Annotated in this window: 15 protein-coding genes; 4 read left to right on the top strand and 11 right to left on the bottom strand. The window is 42.7% G+C overall.

Annotated elements, in window-relative coordinates; genetic code table 11:
• Window positions 1-52: 52 nt before the first annotated feature.
• Window positions 53-1,216: a ferrochelatase gene (gene hemH, locus NG798_RS20405; RefSeq protein WP_261225547.1), complete on the bottom strand. Its 1,164-nt coding sequence runs from the start codon at window positions 1,214-1,216 to the stop codon at window positions 53-55.
• A gap of 159 nt (window positions 1,217-1,375) precedes the next feature.
• Here hemH and NG798_RS20400 point away from each other — a divergent pair, with 159 nt between their 5' ends.
• Window positions 1,376-1,999, top strand: coding sequence for a class I SAM-dependent methyltransferase (locus NG798_RS20400; protein WP_261225546.1), 624 nt, complete (start codon window positions 1,376-1,378; stop codon window positions 1,997-1,999).
• 119 nt (window positions 2,000-2,118) lie between these two features.
• On the opposite strand, the gene NG798_RS20395 is transcribed toward NG798_RS20400, so the two are convergent.
• From NG798_RS20395 to NG798_RS20385, 3 genes are all read right to left on the bottom strand, one after another.
• Window positions 2,119-2,664, bottom strand: coding sequence for a Uma2 family endonuclease (locus NG798_RS20395; RefSeq protein ID WP_261225545.1), 546 nt, complete (start codon window positions 2,662-2,664; stop codon window positions 2,119-2,121).
• A 208-nt stretch (window positions 2,665-2,872) separates the two neighbouring features.
• Window positions 2,873-4,093: a glycoside hydrolase gene (locus tag NG798_RS20390; protein WP_261225544.1), complete on the bottom strand. Its 1,221-nt coding sequence runs from the start codon at window positions 4,091-4,093 to the stop codon at window positions 2,873-2,875.
• A 115-nt stretch (window positions 4,094-4,208) separates the two neighbouring features.
• Window positions 4,209-6,539 (bottom strand): glycoside hydrolase family 31 protein, encoded by a 2,331-nt coding sequence (locus NG798_RS20385; RefSeq protein ID WP_261225543.1) that lies wholly within the window; start codon window positions 6,537-6,539, stop codon window positions 4,209-4,211.
• Window positions 6,540-6,714: 175 nt separating this feature from the next.
• Here NG798_RS20385 and NG798_RS20380 point away from each other — a divergent pair, with 175 nt between their 5' ends.
• Window positions 6,715-7,458 carry a DUF2993 domain-containing protein gene (locus tag NG798_RS20380; protein WP_261225542.1) on the top strand — a complete coding sequence of 248 codons (744 nt, stop codon included), beginning with the start codon at window positions 6,715-6,717 and terminating at the stop codon, window positions 7,456-7,458.
• Between the two features lie 105 nt (window positions 7,459-7,563).
• Here the strand turns inward: NG798_RS20380 and NG798_RS20375 are convergent, their stop codons facing one another.
• Both NG798_RS20375 and NG798_RS20370 read right to left on the bottom strand, forming a co-directional pair.
• Window positions 7,564-8,433, bottom strand: coding sequence for an aldo/keto reductase (locus tag NG798_RS20375; RefSeq protein ID WP_261225541.1), 870 nt, complete (start codon window positions 8,431-8,433; stop codon window positions 7,564-7,566).
• A 139-nt stretch (window positions 8,434-8,572) separates the two neighbouring features.
• Window positions 8,573-9,355, bottom strand: coding sequence for an ABC transporter permease (locus tag NG798_RS20370; protein ID WP_261225540.1), 783 nt, complete (start codon window positions 9,353-9,355; stop codon window positions 8,573-8,575).
• Window positions 9,356-9,907: 552 nt separating this feature from the next.
• Between NG798_RS20370 and NG798_RS20365 the strand changes: the two genes are divergently transcribed.
• Window positions 9,908-11,104 (top strand): HAMP domain-containing sensor histidine kinase, encoded by a 1,197-nt coding sequence (locus NG798_RS20365; RefSeq protein WP_261225539.1) that lies wholly within the window; start codon window positions 9,908-9,910, stop codon window positions 11,102-11,104.
• Here the strand turns inward: NG798_RS20365 and NG798_RS20360 are convergent.
• Window positions 11,101-11,451: a helix-turn-helix transcriptional regulator gene (locus tag NG798_RS20360; protein WP_261225538.1), complete on the bottom strand. Its 351-nt coding sequence runs from the start codon at window positions 11,449-11,451 to the stop codon at window positions 11,101-11,103. The two genes, NG798_RS20365 and NG798_RS20360, sit on opposite strands and share 4 nt — an antisense overlap.
• A 187-nt stretch (window positions 11,452-11,638) precedes the next feature.
• Between NG798_RS20360 and NG798_RS20355 the strand changes: the two genes are divergently transcribed.
• Window positions 11,639-12,049, top strand: coding sequence for a hypothetical protein (locus tag NG798_RS20355; RefSeq protein ID WP_261225537.1), 411 nt, complete (start codon window positions 11,639-11,641; stop codon window positions 12,047-12,049).
• 52 nt (window positions 12,050-12,101) lie between these two features.
• On the opposite strand, the gene NG798_RS20350 is transcribed toward NG798_RS20355, so the two are convergent.
• From NG798_RS20350 to NG798_RS20335, 4 genes are all read right to left on the bottom strand, one after another.
• A complete protein-coding gene (locus NG798_RS20350; protein ID WP_261225536.1) occupies window positions 12,102-13,127 on the bottom strand; it encodes a diguanylate cyclase in 1,026 nt (341 codons plus the stop codon).
• A 92-nt stretch (window positions 13,128-13,219) separates the two neighbouring features.
• Window positions 13,220-18,277, bottom strand: a complete 5,058-nt coding sequence (locus NG798_RS20345; RefSeq protein WP_261225535.1) for a PAS domain S-box protein — start codon at window positions 18,275-18,277, stop codon at window positions 13,220-13,222.
• Window positions 18,278-18,635: 358 nt separating this feature from the next.
• Window positions 18,636-20,639 (bottom strand): transglutaminase family protein, encoded by a 2,004-nt coding sequence (locus tag NG798_RS20340; protein WP_261225534.1) that lies wholly within the window; start codon window positions 20,637-20,639, stop codon window positions 18,636-18,638.
• Window positions 20,636-21,988, bottom strand: coding sequence for a DUF58 domain-containing protein (locus NG798_RS20335; protein WP_261225533.1), 1,353 nt, complete (start codon window positions 21,986-21,988; stop codon window positions 20,636-20,638). Before NG798_RS20335 ends, NG798_RS20340 begins: the two co-directional genes overlap by 4 nt.
• Window positions 21,989-21,991: the final 3 nt, after the last annotated feature.

The following is a 21,991-nucleotide window of genomic DNA, read 5'->3' as shown; positions in this document are numbered from 1 at the left end:
CAGTTTCTCTCAGAAACCGGGTTTTTGATCGGCTTTTTGATGAGGCTGTATCTTAAAGTAAACCCACAAAGTGTAATAACCCTTGGCCGGTGATTAGTTCAATAACTAAGGCTAGAAAACCAAGCATAGCCAGCCGGCCATTCCAGACTTCCGCATTAGGAGTTAATCCCCATTCCCAACCTTCTTGAGGATACATCTTGACTTTTTGCGTCGGATGTGCTACCTCTTCAAACTTAACGCTGGGTTGATCGAGAGATTCCACAACCATGTCGGCGAGATCATCAACAAAAATCGGATGGGTATTAAGGGCCGGCACACGGTAAAAGTGATGTATCCCCGCCTCTTCTGCCAATTCGCGGTACTCCATGTCAATTTCTTGTAATGTTTCGATATGTTCTGAAACAAAACTTATGGGAACCACTAATAATTCTTTCACCCCTTGTTCTGCAAGTTGGGGGATAGCGTCTTCGGTGTAGGGTTTAAGCCATTCCACCGGCCCAACGCGGCTTTGATAGGCGAGAGTATGGGGGTTAGGCCGGTTGAGGGTTTCCATAATCAAGCGGGTGCATTCCTCAATTTCCCGCTGGTAGGGGTCGCCGGCTTCTTCCACATAGCTGAGAGGTACACCATGTGCGCTAAAAAAGATATGTACTTGATCCGGGTTTTCCAGTTGGTCAAGTTCTTTGGCGATTAAGTCAGCCATTGCTTGGAGATATCCGGGCCGGTTATACCAAGAAGGGATAACAGTATAATCAATTTTTTGAAGATTCGGGTCTTGTTGCCAAATTTTCTCAAGGAGACGGAAAGAAGAACCGCTGGTGCTGATCGAAAATTGGGGGTAGAGGGGGAGGATAACAAGTTTTTCTATTTTGTCGCGTTTGATGCGAGCGATGGCTTCTTCGGTGAACGGGTGCCAGTAGCGCATTCCGATGTACACTTGGGCATCCGTGCCTTTTTCTTGCAAGACTTGCTGCATAGCCAGGGCTTGTTCTTCGGTGATGCGGCGCAGAGGCGAACCGCCGCCAATTTGACGGTAGTTTTCCTGAGATTTTTCGACCCTCAGCGTGGAAATGAGCCATGCTAGGGGTTTTTGCAACCAAGGAAAGGGCAGTCTAATGATTTCTGGATCGGAAAATAAGTTAAAAAGAAATGGTCGGACATCATCAAGTTGATCCGGCCCTCCTAGATTGAGCAATAAAACCCCTACACGGCCCATAGCAGTTACACTTTATAGTTTGTTTTCATTTTCGTTACTGATTTTAACAATGATAAGGCGTCCGGGGGTGAGACGGAAAGAGGAATTTTTATGAAAATCAGCGCTAGGCTGTATCTTGGGCTACACAAGTGTTGTGTATTTATTTAAGGGAGTTGAAGGGTGGCTACAATTTTGCGAGATTGGAGTTATCGCTATCAGTGGCTTTATGATGGCATTTCCCGGTTGGCGGCGTTGGGTGTAGGGGGGGAGAGTCGGTTTCGTCATTTAGCGTTAGAGGGATTGTCAATAAATGCTGATACGAAAATTTTGGATTTGTGTTGTGGTGCCGGTCAAACGACGCGGTTTTTAGTAGAGTTTTCGCAGGATGTGACGGGGTTGGATGCGTCGCCTTTTTCGGTGAAGCGAGCGCGGCAAAATGTGCCGGAGGCGAAGTTTGTGGAGGCGTTTGCAGAAGAGATGCCGTTTTCGGATGCGGTGTTTGATGTGGTGCATTCCAGTGTGGCGATGCACGAAATGGAAAAAGAACAGCGCCGGCAAATTTTTGGGGAGATTTTTAGAGTTTTAAAACCGGGGGGAGTTTTTACTATGATCGATTTTCATTCTCCCACTAATGTATTATTTTGGCCTGGGTTGGCGGTGTTTTTATGGTTATTTGAAACTCATACATCTTGGGAGTTATTGGATATTGATTTGTTGGAAGTTTTGCGGGAAATTGGGTTTAGTGGGGGTGAGAAAAAGTTGTTTGCTGGGGGTGCTTTGCAGGTAGTAAGGGTGTGGAAATAAGAGTTTTTTAACCGCAGATAAACGCGGATGGACGCAGATAGGTTAGTTTTTAAAAAAGAAACCGGGTTTGTTTGAGAAATTTACGTTATGTGGCAAGAAACCCGGTTTTTAATATTTAGTTAGTCGTCTATGAAGCTGTTTTGATAGATGTCTTCAAGGCTGATGGTGAGGTCGAGAGTTTGAATGTAGATATCTTCGGTTTCTTTTAGGGTTTGGCTTCTCCAGTAGCCCTCTTTTTTGCGGTAAATTTCGATTTTGGGTTCTTTTTCAGAAATTAAGATATATTCTTGCAAAGTTGGGATAGCTTGGTAGTTGGAGAATTTTTCTTGCCGGTCGGTGGCTTGGGTTCGGGAACTGAAAATTTCTATGATGAGGTTGGGGTTAGTTTTGTAGGGGGTTTCGGTTTTTTGGGTTGTGGGAATGATCATCATATCGGGATAGTAACAAACAGCAACTTGTTCTATCCAAAGGGGGTTTTCAAAGCTATAGAGTTGATAGGATTTTTCGCGGAGTTTGGCGGCAAATAAAGTTTCAATTTTGGTAGCGATGAGATGATGTTCTTCGCTAATTTCTGGCATTTCAAATTTGTAGCCGCTGACGTATTCATGCCGGCTGGCTTCGGTTTTTTCTTGTTCGATGTATTCGGCAAAGGTGCAAGATGGCATGGTTTCCTCTGTTGGATTTTATGGGTTATATTTTACAGTATGACGGGATTTTGGATTAAGAAATTAGATAAATAACGTTTTTGTTTGACGACTTGGTGATGGGCCGGTGGAGGGAAAATTTTTAGTTGTTATGATGAAGAGAACTGAAAAGGCCGGTGCGGTTTCCAACGCAGAGTTTGGCAAAAAATACACTAACCGGCCTGCTTATTTACGGGGATTTTTTTGCCCAATCAATACAGCGATCTGCTTGCTGAAACCAAAACTCAGAATTCCAGTAAACATAACAACTGGTTTCGCATAAAAGCACCGGCATTTTATCTTGAAGAGCGTTATTTGCGTAGTTTTGACTTAACTGTTCAATGGCGGCTAAAACTTGTTGGCGGCGATCTCCTTCATTCCAGCTTTGATGTCCCCCTATCCATGATCCGCCGGTGGGTTTTAATCGCACTTCTGTTGTTGCGCCATTGGGCAAATATTGGTCTATATATTCGCTGACATTCATAAAGGCGATATCTTGCCAAGATTGAGAATTACGAAACAGGGGTGCAAAGCTATTGCGGAAATATTCAAACATCATTACATTGCCATTTTCTCCGTCAGAAGTTGGCACAATTAAAGGGGGGATTTTTTCAGCTTGTAATTCTTGGCCGCGATAACGCATATCGTTAATACAACCATCGACATTTTGACCGCTTTGCTGACGAATTCCCATGTCTGTATCGCGGATAACGCATAAAATTTGCTCGGTTTCTCCTTGAGATTCAACGGTTAACCAATGGACGCGATTTTCGAGGGCCGGCACACTCCAATTTTCAGGATGTTCGATGGCGCTACGGGGTAAAATTATCCATTCATAACCGCATTTTTTCAGCAAACGAATAAACCGCAATGCTTCCGCAGGATCGCCGGTCATTCCCATTTCTGGCGGCCAAAAACCGCGTACTTTTGAAAGTGCTTTTTCGCCAAATAAATCAGCAAAAACTTTGCGCCATTGCATGATTTGTGCTTCGTGATCGCGTTCGGGGGTAGCGGGGAAATAACAATGACTATAGGCGGTGCCGGCAAATTCGACACTATCGGGATATTCGTTTAAAATATACCGCCATAATTCTATGACATTACCAATCGCTTCCCCATCTACATAGATATTATTAAATAAGCCGGTGCTTAGTTTGGCTAATTCTTCAAGTAAAACCCCTGAATAATCAACCATGATGCGGGGAAAATGCCCTTCTTTTCGCAAAATTTCGATGTATCTGGCGGGGTTTTTGTAAGCTTGAGCAAACCATTGTGCATTCCAGCGTTCTTCGGAATTTTCGGGCCCATTGAGCATTTTTTCAAGGTTGCCGGTGAGGGTTTCTCCTACCCAGATGGGGGGTTGGTGAAAGTGTAGCCAGGGAACGAAGACAGCTAGAGGTTTGGTTGTCATTTTTTAACCGCAGATAAACGCGGATTAACGCGGATGAATTAATTATATTATCTGCGTTAATCTGCGTTCATCTGCGGTTTTTAATTTCTTTTTAAGTTTTGAGTCGGGGTAAGGCTTAAAACGTTAGCGTTCGGGCGTTTCCATCATCTGTAAAACGCTCTTCCCCTACTCCAATAACTTGCACAATAAGTTGACGCGCTGGGGGAGTATAATTACCTTGTTTTGCACCTATTTCAACAAGGATTTTTTCATTTTCAGAAAAGACTTTGTAAGTTGTGGTGGCAAAATTGCCGGTTTTGTATTCAAAGCTTTTTCCATCATCTTCATAGAAAGTAAATTCGCCTTCTCCGGGGTATATTTTTACAGTCAATTCATCAACCGGACGCTGATCAACGTATTGCATAACCGGCATCATGGGAATAACAGCACCGGCCCGGACATAAAGTGGCATTTTTTCGAGGGGTGCGTGTGCTAAAATGTGCTGCGAACCTTGATAACGTTCACCTGTCCACCAATCAAACCAGACACCTTCTGGTAAATAAACACTGCGATATTCCACCCCCGGACGATAAATTGGGGCTGCCATTATTGCCGAACCAAGGAATACTTGATCATAGAGATGATAGGTTTGCAAATCATTGGGATAATGATAAAGAAGCGGTCGCAAAATTGGTGCGCCGGTGGTTGCGGCTTCCCAAAACGCTGTGTAAATATAAGGCAAAAGTTGATACCGCAATTGGATATATTCGCGGCAAATTTTCTCGACTTCTTCACCAAAAACCCAAGGTTCGTGACGTGCGGTACTAAAGGCAGAATGGGCACGCATGAGGGGGTAAAGCATTCCAACTTGCATCCAACGCGCAAATAATTCCGCAGTAGCATTGCCGGCAAAACCTCCAATATCACAGCCTACAAATGCCACACCAGAAAGTCCCATATTGCATAACATGGGCAGCGACATTTCCAAATGATCCCACAAAGAATGATTGTCACCCATCCAAACAGATGACCATTTTTGCACACCGGCATAACCCGAACGAGTTAAAACAAAAGAGCGCTCATGGCGATGCTTTTCTAAGCCTTCAGATGTCGATTTTGCCATCATTAAACCGTATAAATTATGCGTTTCTGCATGGTTTGTGCGGTCATTATCATCGCCTTGCGGTGCATCAAAAGGAAACCAAATTTTATTACCCGGATCGCCAAAAGGCCGGTCATCTAATGCCGGCTCATTCATATCGCACCAAATGCCGCTAACTCCAACATCTGTAAGGGTTTTATGCCAATCTCCCCACCATTTTCGCACATCAGAGCGCATAAAATCAGGAAACACCGCTTTATCCGGCCAGACATAACCATGAAATAACTGTCCGTCGGCTTTTCGGACAAAATAATCGTTTTGCAGACCTTCATCAAAAACGGCATAATCTGCCTCTGGTTCGTATTTTACGCCAGGGTCAATAATCGTCACAGCTTTAAAGCCGTTTTCAGCTAAATTGCTGAGTAAATTTTGATAATTAGGAAAGCGTTTCGGACTCCAAGTAAAAACTCGATATCCCCGCATATAATCGATATCTAAATGAATCACATCGCAGGGAATTTGACGTTGACGAAATTCTTTTGTAAGGTTTTGGACAACAATTTCGGATTCATAACTCCACCGGCATTGATGATAACCTAAAGCCCATTTTGGAGGCAGAGGCATTTTGCCGGTTAACTCGCAATAGGTTTGTAAAATTTGGGAGGGTTCCGGGCCGTAAATGATATAATAATCCAGTTCCGGGGCGCGAGTTTCCATTTTTAAAATTGCCGGTTCTTCGGCACCAATATCAAAGCAACTCCAAAAAGTTGTATTAAAGAAAACACCATAGGCTAAACCCGGACGTAAGGCAATAAAAAAAGGAATCGCTTGGTACATTTCATCAGTAAGCGAACCAAAATCAAGCGCATCTGTTGTCCAATTAGTTTTAACTTGGCTGAGTTTATCTAAAAAGCCGGTGCGTTCTCCAAAACCATAAAAATGTTCGTCTGCGGCAATTTTTTTCCAACTTGCTGTCATTCCCATCCGCCAACCGGCACTTGGGTTTGCATCACAAGCAAAGGCATTTCCTTGTTTATCAAAAAACGAAATTTGGCTATCTTTTGTTACAGAAATTTTAAGTTGTTCTGTCTCAATTTCGGTGTTATTCCCGCTTTGGTTGTGTTGAAATGAAACAACCGGCCACTCACTATCATCTTTAGCCACAGCCCAAGATCGGCGCGGTAAAAAATCGCCATTAGGAGACATTTTGACGCGGATAAGATTGGGCGCCAGGATACTGAGAATTAGATGCGCTTCCCCACACTTAAATTGTACGGAACGCTCATCCTTTTGCACAGATTCTACCGGCTCAATAGTTGACCAAGGTTGAGCGGTTGTAGGAAGTTTACCGAAGTATTGGGGCATAAAATCTCAAAAAATCTCAAAATAAAACCTATTCATTTTGTAGCTTGAATTTAGAAATTTTAATTCCCCCCCAGATAGAGAGTGTTTCAGCCGGTTTTCTCCCTCAAGACAGAGCAAATGTTATGGGCCGATGACCTAAAGTTAACTTTTGTAAAGAGAAATCGGAGAGCAAAACGTGACCCAAGAAGCAAGCGGACTGCACGAACAAGCATTAAGCAAAGCAGCAGAAATTGGTATAGCCAGTCAACTCGATAAAGTCGAAGAATTGCAGGTAAAAGTCAAAGCTGATGCCTTCAAAATGATGGCAGGAGAAATAGATTCTGTCGTCATAGAAGGCGAAGGATTAGTCATGCAAGAAAGCTTGAGAATGGAAAAATTGGAAATGCAAGTTAACAACGTTGCAATTAATCCCATGCAAGCAGCTTTTGGACAAATTGAACTCACCAAACCCACCCAAGGAAACGCGAACGTTGTTTTAACAGAAAACGATATTAACGGCGCTTTTAATTCCGAGTATATCGCCCAAATGCTGCAAAACTTGCAGGTGAATGTCGAAGGAAAGCCGGTGACAGTAGATGTAGAAAGCGTTAACTTTCAGCTTCCGGGGAATGGAAAAATTGCATTGAGTGCAGCCGTAAAAGTACGCGAAACAAAGGAAACCCAACAAATTGAATTTACCGCCGTTCCCCGCGTCCTTACAAATGGCAGCGGCTTGGTTTTAGAAAATGTTGAATATCCAGACAACAAAGAATTGTACCCCGAATTAACCAAAGCTTTGTTAGAGAAAACCGCCGAAATTCTCGACTTTAAAAACTTTGAATTGGATGGGATGTCTTTACGGTTAAACCGGCTTGATGTCAACAGCGATAACTTGAATTTGCAAGCCCAAGCCCATGTCCAAAAAATCCCCACCGGCTGATCTCTAGCTAACTTCTAATTTCCTATTCACTTACTTATTCCTCGAAAGGCACTTTATTCTTGTAGCCACCGTTTGAAATCGGTGGCTTTCTTTTAAACCTTAAATTTACGCCGTCGCTTTATCAATTTGCCCCATCTCTTCCGCCGTCAACTTCACCTTCACAGCCTGCACAGAATCCTCAATACTAGATACCTTAGTTGCCCCAGGAATCGGCACAATACAAGAAGATTTTGCCCGCAACCAAGCCAGCACAATACAATAAACAGAAACTTCTTTTTCTTGCGCCAAATTAGCAATCACCGTAAACTCTTTTAAACTTTTAACCCGGCGACTTCCCCCCAAAGGACTCCAAGGCAAAAACGTCAGCGTTTCCCGTTCACAATATTCGAGAACCCCATCAAATTCTGGTTGCCGGTACCAGGGATTATATTGATTTTGCACAGACACAACCTCAACCACATTCCGAGCCCGTTTTATCTGCTCAACCGAAAAATTAGACACCCCAACAAACCGAATTAATCCCGACTTTACCGCCTCCTTCACCGGCGCCAGCGATTCCTCAATCGAATAGTCAGGATCAGGCGCATGATATTGCCAAACATCAATCGCCTTTTCCCCACCCAAAGCCTCAAAACTCCCCCGAATAGTCTCCCTTAAATGCTTCGGATTGCCATTGCGCGCCCAGCTACCATTGGGGCGCATTAAACCCCCTTTTGTTGCTACAACCACATTATTTTTATTCCCCGAATATTCCTGAATTGCTTTAGCAATAAGTTTTTCATTGTGGTGTTTGTCGCTTTCATCTAAGCAATAAGCATCAGCCGAATCAATAAAAGTCACACCCAAATCTAAAGCCCGCTGAATAACAGAAATCGCATCATTTTCAGGAGGCCGGCCGGTTAAAGATAACGGCATTCCTCCTAAACCAATAGCACTGATCAAGATGCCGGTGTTTCCCAAATGTTTACTTTCCATTCCTACCTTCCTACTCTCATTAGCTTTTCTTGTTATATCCTGAAACATTACCTCCAAACTCTCACCTTTGGTAGAAATCTGCCAAATAAATTTGCCAATAAATATTTAACAAACCGGCATTCTTTCTCCCAACCCCTCCCTAACTTGAAGCACTCGTATAAAAACGCAAAGCAAAGCGCCAAAAACCCATCGAAAAAACCAACAAAAACAGCGCCAAAAACCCCGCCCCAGCAATCCAACCAACCTCACCCCTTCCTAACAACGCCTCCGCCGGCACAGTCGTTAAAAAAGCCACCGGCACCACAAACGTAAAAAACACACGATACCCCGCAGGATAAGCCGCCATTGGATACCTCCCCGCCTCCAACAAACCCCGCAAAACCTCCGTCACATTATAAATTTTCACAAACCAAATACTCGTCGCCCCCAACACAAACCACAAACTATAAAGACTCACCAAACCAAACCCCAAAGGAATCACACCCAGCAAATAATTACTTGCTTGCAAATTTAACTTTGAGCCAGCATACCATAACACAATCACCCCAAAAATAAGATCCGGCAAGCCCCAAGGCGAAATTGTCCGCGTAGACAACCAAAACTGAGAATTAATCGGTTTTAACAAAACAAAATCCAGAGTTCCCTGCTGCACATGATCCACAATCTTATTCAAATTTGGCACCAAAAACGTACTCGAAAACCCTTGCAAAATCGTAAAAATACCCAACACCACAAGCGCCTCCTCCCACTTCCAACCAGCAAAAGTATAACCAGTGCGGTAAAACAAAAACAAAGCAAAAATACTCCCCGCCAAATTCCCCAAACTCGTCAAACTCGAAATCAAAAAATTAATCCGATACTCCAACTCCGCCGCAATAGCAGCACCCCAAAAAAACTTTAAAACATTTAAATATCTAAACATTGTTAACTTTCCTTTCCGTGATTGTAAATAGGTGAAAAACTAACCAAAAACTCTGAACCAAAAACCGAGAAACTCAGTTTATCAAAACTCATTATACACTTTAACCTCTCCAACAGCCCAACTCCACTCGCCACCAACAAAACAATCCCCTCACCCCACTTTGAAGTTTACCCCCTCTAAATTGCCTGAAAATTGCTGCCGGCCTCCCCAAAAAATGTTATCATTCAATAAGGCTTTAAAAATAAAAAATTCATCTTAATCTAGCCCATTTTGTCCAAAATTAAAAAATTATCCGGCACCGACAAAAACCGCCTTATAAAGATGTTTTTTAACAAACCATTCAATCACTCAGCATACTTCGCAGAATTCCCTCTTTACCCTTCACCTAATTTATTAACAAAGCATTTGAAATTGCCCCCCGCCCCCACACCAGGCAAGCCCATCAAATTATCAACCAAACAATCCTAGACCCAGATACCCATAAAACAAGCCACCAAATCACCTAATCTATAAATAGCGACTTCCGCACAGACAAAAAAACAGCCGATACCCATGAAAGATTTTAGCCTCGCACTCCTTAACAAAATAGAAATAATCATCGAGCAATGGGTAGAAGCAGTCCGGCAGGACGAAAAAATCGAAACAGCAAAAGAACTCACCTATAAAGGCATCCGAGACAGCCTCCCCATCCTTCTACAAGCCATCGCCACCATTCTTTCTGAATCAGAAGACAGCGACATAAAAACCCTAGTCGAAAAATCATTAGAACACGGAAAACTCCGCGCCAAACAAGGCTACGACGCCGAAGAAATAGCCAGAGAATACCGGCTAATCCGTTGCGTAATATTTTCAGTATTAGAAGAAGACTTAGAACAAGGAACCACAGTAGAAGTCATTCGCGCCATGCGCTTAATAGACACCGCCATAGACGAAATCATCGCCCGCTGTTTTCAAACCTATACCCAAGAAAGACTCAAAGAATTCGAGCAACTCCAAAGCCAAATGCGCCTCACCAACCAAGAACTAACCCGCCTAGTACGCGCATCCAAAGACAACCTCGCCCACCTCGCCCACGAACTCAAAACCCCCCTCACCTCAATCATCGGCTACTCCGACCTATTTCTGCGGCAAATGAAACAAAACCCCAACGTAGAAAATAACGTCCCCAACCTCGAACACATCGAAAAAGTCCAGCGAAATGGCCGGCAACTGCTCCGCCTGATCAACGACTCCCTCGAAATCTCCCGCTATGAAGCCGGTCAAATGCAGCTTCACCCCACCGAAATCAACCCCCAGACCTTAATCAACCAAACCCTAGAAATGGTCGAATCCTTAGCCAGCGCAAAACTCTTAAAACTCACCCTAGAATGCCAGAATTGCCCAGAACAAGTCATCACCGACAGCCTACGCCTACAGCAAATCCTCACCAACCTCCTCAGTAACGCCATCCGCTACACAGAAACCGGCACCATCAAAGTCATCTGCGAGTCTCTCCCAGACAACCAATGGTCAATCACCATCAGCGACACCGGCAAAGGAATCACCCCAGAAGACCAAAAACACATCTTTGAGCCCTACTTCCGAGTCGTCTCCGCCGATAACTCCTACCTTCCCAACAGCACCGGCCTGGGACTCGCCATTGTCCGCCGCCTCGTCAAACTCCTCCAAGGTCAAATTTCCCTCACCTCCCAACCGGGTATCGGTTCCACCTTCACCATTACCCTGCCCACAGAAGTCTCACTCTCTTAATGCCGTGTTATCTGTGCCACATCTGCAAACCTCTCAGCCACCGCCTTGCCAATTTCCGCTACATCCGACAGCGGCATATAGCGAATTTGCTCCAAAATCTCCGTCAACTCCTTGGACGAAGACACCGGCTTACCCTCCAAATAACTCAGCAACTCCTCCAGCGAATAGCCGGTTCTAGCAGCCAGTTTACTCAACTGCTCAGTTTCAGGAAACGTTTGTCCCGTTTCCCACAACCGAACCGCCGTATCCGTTACACCCAAAAGCCGGCCAAAAGCACGCTTAGTCATACCGCCCCGTGCCTTTTTCACCAGTTCCATCAGTTTTTCTTTACTTTGTGCCGTTACCATCTAGCTTGCGCCACCCATTCTAGCCAAGAGAACTTAACAAAAACTCTTCAGTTTACTTATCAGTGTACAAGTTTCATTTTCATGCTTGACATAAATCAAAACATTGTTTAAAATGGAACTATAAATCATTGCGAACAGCCCCAGCAAGCCAAACCTCCACTCACAAGTTATTCAGGGAGCCACACCTATGTCCCGCAAGCGCCAAAGCCTGATCAGCCGAAAAATCCTCAAACCCACCGTCCAACTCGCCAACAAAATCGGCCAAATCAAGCGCGAACTCGCCCGCCTTATGGCCATGCGCCTTGAAAATATCTATCAAGTCCGCTTACTCGCCCATCAACTCTGGGTTTCCTACAAAGGCAAAGATGGCCGGTGCTGTTCGACATTTTTTAGCTACAGAAAACTGCTGGTCTGGCAAAACCTCGTTCTCCAAGCCATCGCCGAATCTCAAGACTTGCCAGGCGCCTTCAAACTCCGCAACATCCTCAAATTTGAATTCAAACGCTATCCCTACCCCAGCACCATCATCGACACCCTCCAACAAGCCCTAGAAACCCACATCGCCTACCTCACCGGCTGGCCCCAAATCGCCCTCTAATCGGAAAAGAGCCGGTGTTGTGGCGCGATAATTGCCGGAACCCTAAATAAACTCAATAACTTTCAAAACGCTGAGGAAATACTGCTTCAGGCAAATCCCTATTACTTTTCTCAAAAGAACTCTTAAAATAGGGTTTAGTGCGTTTATGTTCGTACATAAGTTTGTCAGCCTGAGCTATCAATTGTTCTAGCGAACATTCACTATTCATATCTCCCCATTGCAAGCCTATACTGATAGAAAGTAGATAGCAGCGATCAGGCTGTTGATTAAAGCGATCAATATTATCTTGGAGTCGAACATAAAAATCATCAGCCTCAGCCAAACAACCAGGCATAAATATAGCAAATTCATCTCCTCCCAGTCGAGCCACAATATCCGCATCACGAAAAGTTTGCTTTAAAATTTGGGCTGCATCAACGATGAGTCTGTCTCCCATTTCGTGACCTAAAGTATCGTTTATATTCTTTAAACCATCCAAGTCAGCAAATAAAAGACAGGCAGAAGTTTGCGTGCGTCGAGCAATTTTCAATTGTTGCTCTGCCAGCAAAAAAAAGCCGCGCCGGTTATATAATTTCGTTAATTCATCCGTTAGAGATAGCTGTCTAACTTCTTCTTCAGCCCTCAGACGTTCCTGTATTTCCTGTTCTAAACGTTGATTTTTTTCGAGGAGTTCCTGATGTTGATGTTGGATCACTAATTGGGTATGAACACGCATCAGCACTTCTTTTTCTTGAAAAGGCTTTGTGATATAGTCTACAGCCCCCACTTCAAAAGCGCGTACCTTTTCGTCAACTTGATCCAGCGCACTGATAAAAATTACGGGAATCTCAGCAGTCGCAGCCGATGCTTTTAAAAGTTGGCAGACTTCATACCCATTCATTTCTGGCATATTGATATCAAGTAAAATGATATCAGGAGCTTGCCGTTCAACCGCTTGGAGCGCCATTCTGCCGTTCAGTGATTTGCGAACTATATAGCCTTGAGACTCTAGTATTTTGGCTAATAATCGTAGATTGTCGGGGATATCATCAACGATGAGGATATTCGCTTGGCGGCCAAATTTGAGAGTAGTCGCCATAATCTTCTCCTAAATTTGAGTAAAAGTAGTGAGCAGTTCAATTTGCTGTTTTTAAAGACATCTTCTCAACGTATGTTAAAGAGACAAACAGCTTATGAATTGGAAGAAGAAACCCTCGTGGGAAAATTGTCTTGAATCAGCTTGAGAATTTCCTCAAATTGATACTGGTTGGCGAATTCTACAAGCTCCGTAGCCAGTGAAGAAAATTCTGGCGATAGTTCAGCAACCAAGTCAATGATCAAAACATCATCCCCGCAGACAGCCGCCTTCTCCAACTGCGTTAGCCATGCCGATGATAACGTGGCCAGAAGCGCTGGATCGAAGCAACTAGAAGCCGGAGTGGAAAGAGAAGATAGGGAAGGCGAAGAATTATGGCCTCTCCCTTGCCCCGCCATTGTTTCTTCCTCATAGATATACTTTAACCCTAGATATTCCGACATCTTGAAAAAGACGGTCTGTTCTCGGAAGGGCTTGCTGATATAGTCGTTGCAACCAGCAGCGAGGGCGAGGGCGCGATCACTCTGGGATGCTTGGGCAGTCAGTGCAATAATAATGCCATTCTGCCCGTGTTCCATTGCCCGAATTTGCTTAGTGGCTTCATATCCATCGAGCACCGGCATCCGAATGTCCATCCAGGTTAAGTCAGGAAGCCATTCCTGCCAAATCTTTACCGCTTCGCGTCCGTTAGTCGCTTCTTTTACCTCTAAGCCTAATTGACCCAGTAATCGAGCGATCAGCCGACGATTTTCAAGCCGATCATCAACCACCAAAATGCGATGATGGGGTTGGCCGGGCGCTAACCCAATCACAAGGCGATCATTCTCTTCGGGTGTAATATTAACTCCGCTCGTGGGAGTAACGGGAACAGTAAAGCTAAATTGAGTGCCCACTCCGAGAGTGGTACTGACAGAAATTTGACCGCCCATCAGTTCCACAAGTTTGCGGCTAATGGTTAAACCTAGGCCGGTACCATTGGCTGAGCGCTTCCCAGCTTGAGCTTGTACAAACGCATCGAAAATGGTGTCCAGTTCTTCTACGGCAATGCCTACACCGGTGTCAGCCACCACAAACCGGAGAATCGACTGAGTGATGGGTGTCGTTTTTTTATCGTCAACCGCAACGCTCACGCCCACAGTAATACTTCCCCGACTGGTAAATTTAATTGCATTACTGAGAAGATTGAGTAAAACTTGGCGCAATTTTTGAGCATCGGCAAGGATGTATTGGGGCACGTCTGGGCTAATCTCCAAAGAGATGTCAAGCCCTTTAGAACTCGCTCGTTCTGCAAACATATTGCGGAGAGAATGCAGCAATGCAATTAAATCAAAGGGGCTCTCTTCAATCGTGCAGTGCCCCGATTCAATTTTTGAGATATCTAACACATCATTAATCAAATTCAAGAGATGATCGCCACTCCGGCGAATCGTGAGTAAGTCTTCTTGTTGACTGGGAGTTAGGGCAGAGTCATGGGCCATCACCTGGGCAAATCCCAAAATCACGTTGAGCGGAGTGCGTAGTTCGTGGCTCATATTCGCCAGAAAAATACTTTTTGCTAAATTCGCTGCTTCTGCGGCTTCCATTGCTTGTTGCAGGGCTCGTTCTTTTTGTTTGCGCTCAGTAATATCTTGACCAATCCCTAACAAATATCCGCTGGAAAGCCTCACGTTTGCCCAAGATGTCTCTAACGATTGTTTGGTAGCGGTTAGCGTAGTTGCATCTTTCCATTTTCCAGTAGCCGACAGCATATGTTCTAAGACACTTTGGCGATAAACCGGGTCTGGATAACACTCTTCTAAGATATCTTTTTGCTTCCAATCCTCTAGCGACCAACCTAAAATTCGTTCTAATTCCGGGTTGATAAATTCAATTATCCCCTCTGGGTTAAACAAAGCAATCATAACTGGGATATGACTGACGATGGTTTGAAACATCTCTTTTTGATGTCGCAGAGCTTCTTCTGTTTGTTTGCGTCCGCTGATATCGCGGCAGATACATAAGTTCATAACTTTTCCTTCTAAAGTCACGCGGCTCCAGCTAATTTCAACATCATAAATGAAACCATCTTTCCGGCGGTGTCGAGTTTCAAAGAGAGGAAAAGTTTGCTGTTCATTTAATATTAGTTCTAGCTCTTCCTTCGACCATTGAGCATCCCAATCAAAAACACTAAGATTTACCGTTTCTTCTAAAGTGTAACCCAGCATTTGGGCAAAACTGGGGCTGGCTTCAACCACTTTTCCCTTTGCATCCATGACAACAATACCATCCATTGAAGTGTGGAAAAGTGTTTTAGTCCGCAGGAGTTCTTGAGCTAGTGCGACTTCGGTTATTTTGCGCTCAGTAATATCTTTCATAAAGCAGTAATGCCCTATGAATTGGTGTTGTTCGTCGTAAGTTGAAATCATCACCAATTGTTTGTAAAAAATTGAATTATCTTTACGGACTCCTGTGGTTTCAACTTCAACTCTACCCTGTTCTACCATCTGCCCATAGGCTGCAATTAGTTTGTCTAACTCGTCGGGATGTACGGTTTTTTGCCAAGCCATTCCGAGCATTTCTTCTGGTTGGTAGCCTGTCAGGTCAGCATAAGCTTTATTGACGAAGAGGTAACATCCTTGGGTATCTAGTTTAGAAATACCGGACACCGCATTTTCTACCGCCTTACTCATTTCTCGCAATTCTGTTTCTGCTTGTTTGCGAGCAGTGATATCTTCTGAAAATTCAAGCAGATAATCGGGCTGATTCTGCTCGTTATAAATGGGAATTTTGATGGTATGCAGCCAACGTTGGCCTAAACTATGACTATCGATGACTTTTTCGGGAATATCCTCAACACTACCTTTGCTGACAGTTTCTCTATCTTTTTGGTCGAAAAAGTTTGCTTGTTCGGTTGGGAAAAAGTCATAGCAAGTTTTGCCGGTGGCTTGTTCGGCGGAAATTCCAAATAACACTTCGCTAGTTTTATTCCAAAACTGAAATACTCCAAATCTTTCAGGATGTGCATCTTTGACAACAATCGCAACGGGTAGATGATTCAAGAGTGCTTGTAAGAAATTCCGGGTTTGTTGAATTTCTGACTCGGCTTGTTTAAGCTTGCTAATATCAATAAAGGTAATGACAACTTGTTTGCATTGATTGTTGGTATCGAACTCTGGGTAAGCATTGACTAATACCCAAATTAAGGGGTCAATTCCTCTGTTAATTCCTAAAACATAATTTTTGAGGGGAATGTTAGAGGATAAAACTTGATTCACCGGATATTCCTCTTTTGGCATAACTGTGCCATCTTCTCGCAGGAAATGCCATGACTGATCAAAGGTGGTTTTTCCCAAGATTTGATCCATTGAAAGCCCTAGTAATTCACAGGCTTTTGAATTGCATAATATGATGCTGGTATCAATTGCGTGAATGACAAAACCAGCAGTTAAGTTATCGATGAGTTGGCGATATCTAGCTTCGCTTTCTTTGATGGCAACTTCAGTTTGTTTGCGTTCTGTGATATCGGTGTGAGAACCGGCCATCCGAATTACTTTACCTTTGTCATCCCAAAGTGCTTGAGCGCGATCCAGAATCCATTTATAGGAACCATCTTTACAGCGAATGCGATGTTCTGTGAGATAGAAGGGTGTTTTTTTGGCAAAATGGTCTTGAACGGCTTCCATGACCCATTCTAAATCATCGGGATGTATGCGGTTTGTCCATTCGTCCAAAGTGTTTTGGATTTCATGTTCTTGATAACCCAGCATTTCTTTCCACCGGCTAGAAAAGAAAACTTCGTTGCTTTGAATATTCCAATCCCAAATGCCGTCGTTATTCCCGCGTAGCGCTAGTTCCCAGCGTTCTTCGCTCTGACGTAGTGCTTCTTCAGCTTGTTTGCGGTCACTAATATTGCGGGCAATTTTTGAAGCTCCAATGATATTGCCGTTTTCGTCTTTAATTGGTGAAACAGTAATTGAAATATCGATTAAAGCTGCGTCTTTTCTCAGCCGTTTTGTCTCGTAATGTTTGATGCGTTCTCCTTGCTGAATTCTGCGAATATTGTTGTTTTCTTCATCTTGATATTCTGCTGAAATTAATTTTGTCGCCCTTTGGCCGATGATTTCTGCGGCGGTGTAACCAAAAATCCGCTCGGCTCCACGATTCCAGCTTGTAATTACATTATCTAAATCTTTACTAAAAATTGCATCTTCTGAGGATTCAACAATGGCGGCTAGTCGAGCGATCTCAATTTCTGCCTGTTGTCGTTGGTGAATTTCCCGTTCTAACTGACGGTTAGCTTTTTTAAATTGATGAATTTGACGATAGCTAATTTGGGTTAAATAAACGATTAATACAAGCATCCAAACTAAAGCTAAACCGCCTATTAAGACGACATTTAGCACCGGAGATTTTACTTGTTCCAGTAATTCGGGAGTGGGAGAAACCTCTAGGCGCCAGTCGGCACCATAGGTTTTAACGACTACCGTTTTGTGAGGGAAAGATTGAGATGTATTCCCTTGGCTGTAAATTAATTCTGCGCCATCATAAATCGCAACGTTATACCCAACCGGCACTTTTAAAATAGTGTGAAATAAACTTTGAAACCGAAAGACTCCAAGAATAAACCCATCAAATCTTTCGCCTACAAATAGAGGAACCGTTGCCAGAAATCCTTTACCGCCTTGAGCCAGTGCAATCTTGCGTGTTAAAATAATTTGACGTAAATCACGAGCCACCTGCAAAGTAATCTGGCGACGTGGCTCCTGACTCAAATCTAAGTTTTTTACGGCCTCATTTCCTATTAAAGGTACAACCCAGCGGACTTTAAATGAGGGATCGACCCACTCCAGCGCTTGACAACCGTAGAAATCCTTTACATAGGCTTCAGCATCAGCTTCCCAAAGGTCTTGGGGTGTAGCGCCACTCACTTCCCAACGATTTGCCATTTGCTGAAGTGCGACCATCCGAATTGATAATTCTTCGCTGATTTGTGACTTGATCGCATTGGCTTGTTGCTCAATTAACTGCTCGATGTGGAGTTGTTCGTTGGCAATTAGCTCTTGCCACAAGAATAAAACAGCCACAGAAGCGAGTAAACCAAGCAGCATAAGTAGCAGGTTCTTGACTAATGCGTGATATAAATTTTTAATTTGGTTGAGTCGAGGGATGATCATAATTTGAGCGGACTATCAGAGCAATAAGAGGATTTAAATATGCTTTATATTCATTTTATTCGATTTTATAATTTAATGGTTCAGTGTTTTAGCTGACTTTGAAGATGGACATTCAGAGCGTTTGTCTGTTAAGTAAGTCAACTTAATTAAACTCTATATGTAATGTAGGTTGGGTAGAGGAACGAAACCCAACACTCTCAACGCTTTGATGGGTATCGCTTACGCTCTACCCATCCTACAAATAATTAAGTGCTTCTACTTATTATGAAAAGAAAACGAGGATCTCAAAGTCACGAAGGTAGCTAAAGATGATTTTTGAAAGAATCCATCAAGCCTTAAACCAAGGAAATACCGGCCCTTAATATTTCTTAAGCCAAGATTGGATAAAAGATTTGAATCGGGTTTTTTCAGCATCATTATTGCTTTGCTGAATGCTCACGGAATTTTCTCTATCGAAACGGATGTGATAATAAAGCTCAACCAGCGATTCCAAATCGTCAATAAAAGCTAATTCTGGTTGTTCGTTTTTTAACCGCTTTATCCAACTTTTTAAAGGTTCGGAAGGAGGGCGAATAAATCCTAATTTTTTTAGCTTGTCTTCGATTAAATAAAATTCGGAAACCAAATCAGGTATGTTATTGTTTTGACTGGATTTAAAGGTTTTCGAGGTTTTAGTTAAACGGCGGATCTTTTTGGGAGAGCTAAATTTCCACCCCAGAAAAATTATTAATACCAAGACTAGCCCGCCGCCATATTTCCAGCCATAGCTACCGGCACCCTGCCGTAATAATAGGGAAAATTTAAAAGTCAATAATGACCATAAATCAGAAATAAAACTCAATTGAGAAGCAGCGTTATCCTCTACACTTATCCAGTCAGCCGGGGTTGTATCAAAGGCTTGCCATTTTCCCGCTATATAAGCTAATGTCCAAGCATGAGCATGACGACTTCTGACAATATATTGGCTCTCCAAAGGGCTAAATTCGTGAACTGAATATCCAACAGCATAACGTGCTGGAATGCCTAAAGAGCGCAACATAAGGGCTGTAGAAGTGGCAAAATATTCGCAATGTCCAGAGCGGGTTTCTAATAAAAATGTTGATAAGGGTGTCAGGTGATTACTTTTAGCTGTTTGGTTAAGAGAATAGCTGAAATTTTTTTGAAAAAATCTGTCTACGAGTTCTAATATTTGGGAAGGTGATTTGCCTTTGATATCCAATTGACTGATGATTTTATTGATGGCAAATAATTCGGATTTGGGAATTTCTAGGTCATCTTTAGTTGGCGGACTATCTAAAGAAAGGGTATTATTAAAATAAGCTTGATAGGCAATAAAATCAACTTTTCCTTCTACTTTGACTGTGCCATATTTATTTTTCTCCATTTTGATGACGGGTAATTCATTAATTTGAAAAGTTCCGTCCGCCAGCCTTAGCAAACCTTGATTTTTTTGGAGTGTGGCAAAAATATTAATCATTGAGGAATTTTCTGTTTTACTTCCTAAATGCCAAGTTTTGCCATTACTTTCTGGTTGAAGGACAGCAAAATTAGGATTTAAGGCTATCCAAGTAGAAGATGTGTATTTATTATAAGTTGCTTCTCTTAGCAGTCGGGGGGGAGTTTGTTTGGCTTCTGGAGTCACTCTTAAAATAATTTCATTTGACTGTTTCAATAAACCAATTTCTCCCATTTTGGTTTGCTTTTTCAAAAAGTCTGTTTCTTGTCCACTAGAATTGCTCAATAATTCCCCCATATAATTTGATACGGCTGAGTGGAGTTGATGCAGTCCAATTTGGCCGATAAAGCCCATACTACCGGCAATTAAAAGCAGAGAACACCAGGTTATAAGTGAAAATCTTTTTGTTCGCCCATAAAATAAAGCAACGGCTGACATTAAAAACATCCCAGCATAAAAAGAGATATCTCTGGTGTTGCCGGTACTAGCGGAGAGTAGACAAAGGGCAAAATAGGGATAATTTAGATTAGCAGTAAAGCCATTATGAGGTTCTTTTTTTGTTTTGTTATCTAGGAAGAAAAATAGCGAGCGTATATCTACGTTTTCTTTAACAGAGTATGCCTGAATAAGCAGGAGAGGAAAAAATACAAGAGGAAGCCACTTCAATAAATTATAGATAAAGTAAATTGAGCGATTAACAATCAAAAGATAAATCAGTAAACCGCACAAAATAATCAGACAGAGATTAGCAATGCGTCTAAAATCATTATCTGAAAAATCCCACCGAGAAGAAAACCAGCGAGCGGCTTCTAAAACAATGGCAATTGGCAAAGCTACAATCCATAGTTTTGTTTGCCAGCCCCAAAAAATTACAGCAGTACCCAGCAGAAACATTGGCATTTTCATAGTTTCATTAACTCCTCTTGTATTTTGCCCAATTTTAAGAGATGAAAGCTAGTTAGCTCATCGTTAATAAGGCGAGAATCTAATTCTTTTAATTGAGATTCTTTATTTGTTAAAATTAAAACTAAGGTAGAGATGCCTCTACTTTTAAGATAATTCACTAATCTTTTTCTCGGTTCGTCCCAACACAAAAATATACAGATGCACCCGCTTAACAGAGAAACTTTTTCAATGACAACGGGAATAATAAATTCAAAATCTTTGTCTCGACAGGCTCCGAGTGAGGCAAGAATTTCTAACATTTTATCAGTGGAATTCAGCCCCCGACCAAACGTAAAGCAGTAAGCTTCTTGAGCAACAAACATCAAATCTAATAACGATTCTTGAGTCTGAAATTCACCGGCTAATGAAGCAGCAATTGAGATAGCCTCTTCTAAAATTTCGCTATATTTTTGGGTTTGAAAAGTATCGAGAATTAAGGCGTGCCTAACAAAGAACTCATCTTGCTCTTCTTTGACAATTGGTTTGCCTACTTTTGCCCAACTTTTCCAATGAATTTTTCGTAAAGGATCGCCGGGACGATATTCTCGCAAAGAGCGAAATTCTTCGGAATCTCCTACAGATGAAGCTAGTGCTATACCACCGGATTGATATCTTCTTGACCCCGGAAGTTGAATCGGTGGAACGTGATATAATTTTGGTAAAATTAACAGTGATTGGGGCAAAGAAATGGTCTTGTAAGCATTCCAAAGCCCAAACGGATCTGACCTAGCTACTGTTAAACCTGTCAGGCGGATAACGCCTCTATGGGTGGGCTTAATTTCAAGTACAATTTCTGTTTTGCTATGGGGTGCAAGAGAAGGCAAATTTATCGCCTTAGCTGTAGCGCACTGTTTCCTAGAAGTTAGCCGCAGCCATCGATAATAACCCAAGTGTTTATCAAGAAAATTGCGTTGTTCTTCACTAGGTGCGGGTGTTTCTATAAATTCTTTAAAATTGGGGCGCGGATCTGCAAAATTTTCCCACAATTTTAGGCTGTTTTGAGTCTGGTTAGTTTTGTTTTGTACAATAATGCGGTACTTGAGAGTGATTCCAACTGTGGCAAATCTTGGCAGAATCCGCACTGCATTATAGTGGAAGCGAAAAAAACGACTGTAAATTATTGAAATGGTGAGGGTTGATAACAGGAAGGTAAATATTTGATAGGTCATGCTCTCATTGGTGTCTAAGCCAAAAATGCCTGAGAAGATTAGGCTAATTAAGACTATTAAACCATTGGGGGTTAATCGTTTTTTGGCTGAATATTCGAGGGAAGAAATGAACCTAAAAAGTTGATAAATAATGTAGGTCATTTT

Origin of the sequence: Ancylothrix sp. D3o, assembly GCF_025370775.1 — a bacterium.
Classification (GTDB): Bacteria; Cyanobacteriota; Cyanobacteriia; order Cyanobacteriales; family Oscillatoriaceae; genus Ancylothrix.
The sequence above is the reverse complement of the archived record's forward strand: the minus strand, read 5'-3'. Positions and strand labels throughout refer to the sequence as shown.

Coding starts and splice junctions, on each gene's coding strand:
- NG798_RS20375 (WP_261225541.1), bottom strand. CDS start 8,433: ATGGAAAGTAAACATTTGGGAAACACCGGCATCTTGATCAGTGCTATT.
- NG798_RS20340 (WP_261225534.1), bottom strand. CDS start 20,639: ATGAAAATGCCAATGTTTCTGCTGGGTACTGCTGTAATTTTTTGGGGC.
- NG798_RS20360 (WP_261225538.1), bottom strand. CDS start 11,451: ATGGTAACGGCACAAAGTAAAGAAAAACTGATGGAACTGGTGAAAAAG.
- NG798_RS20385 (WP_261225543.1), bottom strand. CDS start 6,539: ATGCCCCAATACTTCGGTAAACTTCCTACAACCGCTCAACCTTGGTCA.
- hemH (WP_261225547.1), bottom strand. CDS start 1,216: ATGGGCCGTGTAGGGGTTTTATTGCTCAATCTAGGAGGGCCGGATCAA.
- NG798_RS20395 (WP_261225545.1), bottom strand. CDS start 2,664: ATGCCATCTTGCACCTTTGCCGAATACATCGAACAAGAAAAAACCGAA.
- NG798_RS20355 (WP_261225537.1), top strand. CDS start 11,639: ATGTCCCGCAAGCGCCAAAGCCTGATCAGCCGAAAAATCCTCAAACCC.
- NG798_RS20365 (WP_261225539.1), top strand. CDS start 9,908: ATGAAAGATTTTAGCCTCGCACTCCTTAACAAAATAGAAATAATCATC.
- NG798_RS20335 (WP_261225533.1), bottom strand. CDS start 21,988: ATGACCTACATTATTTATCAACTTTTTAGGTTCATTTCTTCCCTCGAA.
- NG798_RS20390 (WP_261225544.1), bottom strand. CDS start 4,093: ATGACAACCAAACCTCTAGCTGTCTTCGTTCCCTGGCTACACTTTCAC.
- NG798_RS20370 (WP_261225540.1), bottom strand. CDS start 9,355: ATGTTTAGATATTTAAATGTTTTAAAGTTTTTTTGGGGTGCTGCTATT.
- NG798_RS20345 (WP_261225535.1), bottom strand. CDS start 18,277: ATGATCATCCCTCGACTCAACCAAATTAAAAATTTATATCACGCATTA.
- NG798_RS20350 (WP_261225536.1), bottom strand. CDS start 13,127: ATGGCGACTACTCTCAAATTTGGCCGCCAAGCGAATATCCTCATCGTT.